At 62.6% G+C, this 6,497-nt stretch carries 7 protein-coding genes; 4 read left to right on the top strand and 3 right to left on the bottom strand.

Annotated elements, in window-relative coordinates; all coding sequences use genetic code 11:
• The 3 genes from VIM98_RS07810 to VIM98_RS07800 form a co-directional block, all read right to left on the bottom strand.
• Positions 1–1,265, bottom strand: a 1,265-nt coding sequence (locus VIM98_RS07810) for a formate dehydrogenase (protein WP_331992537.1), incomplete at its 3' end; no start/stop codon positions are given.
• Entirely contained in the window at positions 1,262–1,762 is a 501-nt protein-coding gene (locus VIM98_RS07805; protein WP_331992536.1) for a formate dehydrogenase subunit gamma, read from the bottom strand. The genes VIM98_RS07810 and VIM98_RS07805, both read right to left, overlap by 4 nt.
• 72 nt (positions 1,763–1,834) lie before the next feature.
• Positions 1,835–3,490, bottom strand: coding sequence for an OFA family MFS transporter (locus tag VIM98_RS07800; protein WP_331992535.1), 1,656 nt, complete (start codon positions 3,488–3,490; stop codon positions 1,835–1,837).
• Positions 3,491–3,722: 232 nt separating this feature from the next.
• On the opposite strand from VIM98_RS07800, the gene moaA reads away from it, so the two are divergent.
• From moaA to VIM98_RS07780, 4 genes are all read left to right on the top strand, one after another.
• Positions 3,723–4,778: a GTP 3',8-cyclase MoaA gene (gene moaA / locus VIM98_RS07795; protein WP_331992534.1), complete on the top strand. Its 1,056-nt coding sequence runs from the start codon at positions 3,723–3,725 to the stop codon at positions 4,776–4,778.
• A 17-nt stretch (positions 4,779–4,795) separates the two neighbouring features.
• A complete protein-coding gene (locus VIM98_RS07790) occupies positions 4,796–5,038 on the top strand; it encodes a MoaD/ThiS family protein (RefSeq protein WP_331992533.1) in 243 nt (80 codons plus the stop codon).
• Positions 5,035–5,520 (top strand): molybdenum cofactor biosynthesis protein MoaE, encoded by a 486-nt coding sequence (locus VIM98_RS07785; RefSeq protein ID WP_331992532.1) that lies wholly within the window; start codon positions 5,035–5,037, stop codon positions 5,518–5,520. The genes VIM98_RS07790 and VIM98_RS07785 overlap by 4 nt, the downstream gene beginning before the upstream one ends.
• 3 nt (positions 5,521–5,523) lie before the next feature.
• Positions 5,524–6,497 (top strand): molybdopterin molybdotransferase MoeA (locus tag VIM98_RS07780; RefSeq protein WP_331992531.1); only part of this gene is annotated, 974 nt, incomplete at its 3' end.

The following is a 6,497-nucleotide window of genomic DNA, read 5'->3' as shown; positions in this document are numbered from 1 at the left end:
GTATCGTCGAACACGACCAAGCCGCCGTGGCCGAGCATGCCGCCGATGGCGACAAAGGCTTCGTAATCGATCTGTACATCCAACTGCGATGCCGGGATATAGGCACCTAACGGCCCGCCGACCTGGATGGCCCGCACCGGTCGTCCGCTGGCGGTACCGCCACCGTAATCTTCAATGAGCTCACGCAGCGTCAGGCCGAATGCACGCTCGACCAGGCCTGGGCGTTTGATATTGCCCGCCAATTGAATCGGCAGCGTACCGCGCGAGCGGCCCATGCCGAAATCGCGGTAATAGCCGGCGCCCTTTGCCAGGATGATCGGTACCGATGCCAGGGTAATCACATTGTTGATCACCGTCGGCCTGCCGAAGAGACCTTCGATCGCCGGCAGCGGCGGTTTGAAACGTACCTGGCCGCGCTTGCCTTCCAGCGATTCGAGCAGCGAGGTCTCCTCACCGCAGATGTATGCGCCAGCGGCCATGCGCACCTCGAGCCGGAAGGCCTTGCCGCTAGTGGCGACGTTGTCACCGAGATAGCCGGCGGCTTCGGCGGCGGCAATGGCCGCTTCGAGCGCCCGTTGTGCATGCGGGTATTCGACGCGCAGATAGATATAACCCTGGGTCGCGCCTACGGCCAATCCGGCGATCGTCATGCCTTCGATCAGCACGAACGGATCGCCCTCCATGACCATGCGATCGGAATAGGTGCCCGAGTCGCCTTCATCCGCGTTGCAGACAATGTATTTCTGGCCGGCCGGTGCATCGTGGCAAGTCTTCCACTTGATGCCGGCAGGGAAGGCTGCACCGCCGCGACCCCGCAGGCCGGCATCGGTGACTGCCTGGATGATGGCTGTGCCTTCGAGTTTCAGTGCCGCTTCAAGGCCCTGGTAGCCACCGTGGGCTTTGTAATCGTCCAGGCTGCGCGGGTCGACAATGCCTACACGTGAAAAGGTCAGGCGCTGCTGGTTTTTGAGGTAAGCGATCTCTTCGGTTGGCCCCAGCGCGAGGGCATGTTTGCCGCCATGCAGGAAATCGGCGTCGAACAGTGCGGAGACATCGCTCTTTTGTACTGGCCCATAGGCCATGCGCCCACCGGGCGTGACCACTTCCACCATTGGTTCGAGCCAGAACAACCCGCGCGAGCCGTTGCGTACGACCTGGACATCCGCACCGCGCCGCGCTGCTTCGGCTGCAATGGCATGGGCGACCTGTTCGGCACCCAGCGATAGCGCGCTCGCATCGCGCGGTACGTAAACGACAAAGCTCATGTGGCCTCCGCGTCGAGCCAGGTGTCGAAACGTTCGGGCGTCATTCGACCCTTGAGCTCGTCGTCGACCATGATTGCCGGCGAACAGGCGCAGTTGCCCAGGCAATACACCGGTTCCAGCGTGTAGGCGCCGTCTTTCGTGGTCTGGTGAAAGTCTACGCCCAGGCGTCGCTTGATATGTTGTTCGAGCGTGACAGCGCCCATGGCCTGGCACGATTCGGCGCGGCACACGTAGATAACCCGCCGACCGGCCGGTTCCGAGCGGAAGTAATGGTAAAAGCTGATCACGCCGTGAACATCGGCGCGCGAGAGATTCATCTCGCGCGCGATGAGCGGCACGGCGTCTTCGGGTATGTAGCCGAGGGCTTCTTGCACGCCATGCAAAACCGGGAGCAGGGCGCCGGGCAAGTCCTTCATCCGGTCGGTGACATTAAGGATGGCCGCGCGGACCTCCTCGGGGAGGTCCGGCAGCTTGGCGACATGGGTCGCACGTTTCATGCGTTCACCTTGCAAATAACTTTTTTAAAACATTTGTCTTTAAAAACACCGCCTTCCAAAGCGTAGCGCTTATTAAAACAGCGCTGCCGCCTTCTGCATGGCGATATATACGCCGATCAGGAAAGGAATGCCGACCAGCGCCCAGGCCACGATACCCAGCAAGCCGAATCCGCCGCGCGCGGCCGAATCGGCATTGGCGGCCGCGGCAGCCTCTTTCTGGAGCGAACGCTCGCGCGCCAGCTCTTCGTCGGTCATCTGGTCGCTTTCCTTGACCGGCCGTACCAACAGGTTGCAGATCATGCCGATCAGCAGCAGGCACGCCAGAATATACAGCGTGCGATCGTAGACCAGCGTGTGGGCGACGCCCGCATCCAGCTGCGCCTGGCGTACCGCGGCAATCAGGAACGGGCCGGCCACACCGGCCACGGACCAGGCCGTCAGCAGGCGGCCATGAATCGCGCCGACCATCTGCGTACCGAAGATATCGGCCAGATAGGCCGGCACGGTGGCAAAGCCGCCGCCGTACATCGACAAGATAACGCAGACCGCGATCACGAACATCGCCGCCATGCCCAGGTGGCCCAAGGTCGGCAGCAGGCAATACAGCAGAATGCCCAGCGCAAAGAAAATGAAATAAGTCGGTTTGCGCCCGATGAAGTCGGACGTAGATGCCCAGAAAATACGGCCGAGACTGTTGAACAAGCTGATCAAGCCAACCAGGCCGGCAGCCGAGGCTGCGATCGCAGCTTTCTGCGCGGCAGTCAGGTCGGTGCCGCTAGCCAGTCCGAGCAGTTTGCCGCCGAATACGTCCTGCAACATGGGGCTGGCCATCGACAACACGCCGATGCCAGCGGTCACGTTCACGCACAACACGACCCAGATCAGCCAGAACTGCGGGGTTTTCCATGCGCGATTCAGGTGCACGTGACGCTGGGTAATGAGCTTGTTGGTCGACTGCGTCGGAGCGGTCCAGCCGAGCGGTTTCCAGCCGTTCGGTGGCACGCGGAAGCCGAACGCGCCGCAAGACATCGCGATCAGGTACAGCACGCCCATGAACATCAATGTATTGGCAACGCCCGGAATGCCATCGACGGTGAACTGCTGCATCAGCGCAACCGCGATCGGGGCACCGATCAGGGCGCCGCCGCCATAGCCCATGATCGCAAAACCCGTGGCCAGGCCACGGCGGTCGGGAAACCACTTAATAAGCGTGGAGACCGGCGTGATATAGCCCAGGCCCTGGCCGACGCCGCCCAACACGCCACACCCCAGGTAGACCAGCCATAGCTGGTGGATCGACACGCCGATGCCGCCGATGACCAGGCCGCCGCCCCAGCACAGCGCCGCGATAAAGCCTGCCTTGCGCGGGCCTGCGTGCTCCAGCCAGCCACCCCAGATGGCAGCCGAAATGCCGAGCATGGCGATAAAGGTCTCGAAAATATGGTTGACCGCGGGGACGGTCCAGTTGCAGCTGCCGTTGAACAGCATGGCAAAGAAGCTGAGGTTGGCGCAGGCTGCGGCGTCCGCGCCCGGGACCAATTTGGTCATCGGCAGCCAGAACACCGAAAAGCCGTAGGCCATGCCGATACATAAATGGATCGCCAGCGCCGCCGGCGGGACCAGCCAGCGATTGAAACGCGGTCCGGCAATGGTGCGCTCTCGCGCCAGGATGCCTGCCGCCCCTCCTGTCCCCGTATTCAGCCCATTCGCTTCTGGTACCCCGGCCATGCGCTTCCCCCTAGGTGTGGATTGGTTGTTATGAGCTATGTGGCTTACGCTGTATACACGATAGTTAAGTGAACGCGTGTGACACGCCACTCGACCAAGGTCGAAGATGAACGGCGCCAGCCACATGTAAGTGTCGCCAGCGCCCTGCGCGGTTCAAGACATCGAGGCAGTCGGGCAGACCGTCCGGTGCAAGGTTGTCAAATGCCGGTCCCGCACCCATGATTTCCACACGATGACCGATCCCCGCCCCATACTCCAACCGCTCGACACCGGTCCGCGACCTCGCGATCGCCATGGCCGGTCCCTGCACGATCTGCGCATATCGGTGATGGATCGCTGCAACTTCCGTTGTCCTTATTGCATGCCGGAATCGACCTATGGGGAGCACTTCGTATTCCTGCGTAACGACGAACGGCTCAGTTTCGATGAGATCGAGCGGCTTGCCCGGCTGGCCGCGCAGCTGGGCGTAAGCAAGCTGCGCCTGACCGGCGGCGAACCTCTCCTGCGCCCGCATCTGGATGAGCTGGTCTCGCGGCTACGCCGCATCGCGGGCATCGATGATCTGGCGCTGACCACCAACGGCGTATTGCTGGCACGCCAAGCCTGGGCGCTGAGGGAAGCGGGGCTGGACCGGGTCACGATCAGCCTGGACACGCTCGACCCGGCGCTATTTCATCGTATGAGCGGCGGACGCGGCAGCCTCGAAGAAGTCTGGGTGGGTATCGAGGCGGCGCAGGCCGCCGGGTTCCCACGCGGCATCAAACTCAATACCGTCGTGCAGCGCGGTGTGAACGACGCTGGCTTGCTCGATCTGGTCGAGCGCTTTCGTGGCACCGGCATCGTGCCGCGCCTGATCGAATATATGGATGTCGGCAACCGCAACGCCTGGTCTCGCGATCAGGTGGTACCTTCGCGTGAGCTCATCGACCGCATCGATGCACGCTGGCCGCTGGAAGCGCTGCCGTCGCAATACCCCGGCGAAGTCGCGTCGCGCTTCCGTTTCCGTGACGGCGCCGGCGAGATCGGCGTGATCTCCTCGATCACCCAGCCATTCTGCGGCGGCTGTTCGCGTGCACGGTTGTCGTCGGAGGGCACACTCTATACCTGCCTGTTCGCTACGCACGGCACCGACTTGCGTACGCCGTTGCGGGAAGGGGCGAGCGACCAGGAGCTGCTTGGCCGTCTGCGTGAGATATGGCTGCAGCGCACCGATCGCTACAGCGAAGAGCGTGCCGTACATCGTCACGATGGCAGTCGTAAAATCGAAATGCATTACATCGGCGGCTGACCGCCCGGAAATCCATCATGACCACGGTAAATCTCAAGTACTACGCCCAACTGCGCGAACAGGCCGGCGGCGGCAGCGAGCAGGTTGTCACATCGGCCAACTCGCTGCGCGAACTCTATGACGAGCTGCGCCACCGGCATGGTTTCACCTTGCCGGCCGAAGCGCTGAAGGTGGCGGTGAACGAACAATTCAGCGACTGGAGCCATCGTTTGAGCGACGGCGATACCGTGGTGTTCATCCCGCCGGTGGCTGGCGGATGAGCCGTTTCAGCCTTTCCGATCGCGCGATCGATGTCACGGCGTCGCGGGCACCGCTGCTCCATGCGGCTGCCGGCGGCTTTAGCAGTTTCGAAGGCTGGGTGCGCAACCACAACGACGGACGCGAAGTCGACGGTCTGGAGTACGAGGCTTACGAAGAGCTGGCCTTGGCCGAAGGCGAACGCATCATGCAAGAAGCGATCGATCGCTATGGTGTGCTGGCGGCTTCCTGCGTTCACCGTACCGGCAACCTGGCGATCGGCGACCTCGCGGTATGGATCGGCGTTTCCTCGGCTCATCGCGATGAAGCTTTTCGCGCGTGCCGCTACATCATCGACGAGATCAAACATCGCCTGCCGATCTGGAAGAAAGAGCATTACCTGAGCGGAGAGACGGCATGGGTGGCCTGCTCGCATACCGGTCGTGCGCATGAGCACGAGCCTCCCCATACGCATCGCCCGCATCGCGAGAAGGCGCACGGCTGAGCCATGATCGATTACGCCCAGGCTATCGATCGACTCCTGGCCCGCGCACCGAAGTTGTCGAGCGAAGCCTGCGCACTGGCTGACACGGCCGGGCGGGTGCTGGCTGAAGATATCGTCAGTCCCATAGCTTTGCCGTCGTTCGATCATGCAGCGATGGATGGCTATGCGCTGTCCTCGGGTAGCAGCCTGGCTGCGAATACCGAGCATGCGGTACAGGGTTCCCAGGCAGCTGGCGATGCGGCAAGTACGTCCAGTGGCGATGCATGGGAGATTATGACCGGTGCGCGCCTGCCTGCCGGACTGGACACTGTGATTGCGGTGGAACGTACTCAGTGTCTGGAGAGCGACGCCGACGGTACGCCCTCGCGGATCCGCCTGCTCGATGCCTTGCATGCGGGTAGCAATGTACGCCTGACCGGCAGCGATATCGCAAGAGGTGCCCATGCACTGCGCGCCGGCAGTCAGATCTCGCCCGCGCAAATCATGCTGCTTGCTGCGCTCGGCATCGGCAGGGTGAAGGTCGTGCGGCGGCCGCGGGTGGCGGTGATCTGCACAGGCAAGGAGTTGCAGGCCGACCTCGGCACTCCTCTCGATGCCGAACGCATCTACAACTCCAATGGGCCGTACTTATGTGCGGCGCTGGCGCAATGCGGCGCGCAGCTGGTCGGCTGTGAGACTGTCGACGATACCGCTCTTACGTATGCCGAAGCTCTGCGCCGGGCGCTCGATGCCGGTGCCGACCTGGTCGTCAGTACGGGCGCGGTTTCGATGGGGCGCTACGATTTCGTACCCGATACCTTGCTTGGTTTTGGTGCCGAGTGGCTGTTTCACAAAGTGGCCATTCGCCCCGGCAAACCGCAATTGGCCGCGTGCCTGCGCGAAGGGCCGATCGTGATGGCCCTGCCAGGCACGCCCATGGCGGTCGCCGTTGGCATGCGATTCTTTATTGCCCCGCTATTGCGCACGATGGCGGGACA

This window comes from Dyella sp. (assembly GCF_036568765.1).
Lineage (GTDB): Bacteria > Pseudomonadota > Gammaproteobacteria > Xanthomonadales > Rhodanobacteraceae > GSA-30.
Note: the sequence above shows the minus strand (reverse complement) of the source record. Positions and strands in the feature narration are given on the sequence as shown.

What these genes read in the sequence shown, in the direction of transcription:
- VIM98_RS07805 (WP_331992536.1), bottom strand. Translation starts at nt 1,762, where the DNA reads ATGAAACGTGCGACCCATGTCGCCAAGCTGCCGGACCTCCCCGAGGAG.
- VIM98_RS07785 (WP_331992532.1), top strand. Translation starts at nt 5,035, where the DNA reads ATGAGCCGTTTCAGCCTTTCCGATCGCGCGATCGATGTCACGGCGTCG.
- moaA (WP_331992534.1), top strand. Translation starts at nt 3,723, where the DNA reads ATGACCGATCCCCGCCCCATACTCCAACCGCTCGACACCGGTCCGCGA.
- VIM98_RS07800 (WP_331992535.1), bottom strand. Translation starts at nt 3,490, where the DNA reads ATGGCCGGGGTACCAGAAGCGAATGGGCTGAATACGGGGACAGGAGGG.
- VIM98_RS07790 (WP_331992533.1), top strand. Translation starts at nt 4,796, where the DNA reads ATGACCACGGTAAATCTCAAGTACTACGCCCAACTGCGCGAACAGGCC.